At 26.0% G+C, this 327-nt stretch carries 1 protein-coding gene; it reads left to right on the top strand.

The genetic code is table 11. The features are described from left to right. Positions 1-327, top strand: a 327-nt coding sequence (locus QWI17_RS00255) for a hypothetical protein (RefSeq protein ID WP_302720499.1), incomplete at both ends; no start/stop codon positions are given.

The following is a 327-nucleotide window of genomic DNA, read 5'->3' as shown; positions in this document are numbered from 1 at the left end:
GTACTAGAGGCTTTTTATAATTTTGAGCGCAAAAATGAAGAAATTAAACAACTAAAAGAAAAAAATCAAATCTTTTCAAAACAACGCATTTTGTATTTATCTCTTATTGGTATTTCAATAATTGGAATTGTGCTAATGGTTTATATGTTCATTTACAAACAAAAATTAAACAAACAAAAAACCAATTTATTAGAAGCTGAAAAACAAGAAACAGCTTTAACTTTAAAATTAGAGTTGGAAGAAAAAGCTCGTTTAACAGCTGAACGAAAATTACTTGATATACAACAAGAACAATTACAAAAGAAAGCATTAGCAACATCATTGCAA

Source organism: Gilvimarinus gilvus, from assembly GCF_030518155.1.
GTDB classification, from domain to species: Bacteria; Pseudomonadota; Gammaproteobacteria; order Pseudomonadales; family Cellvibrionaceae; genus Gilvimarinus; species Gilvimarinus gilvus.
Note: the sequence above shows the minus strand (reverse complement) of the source record. Positions and strands in the feature narration are given on the sequence as shown.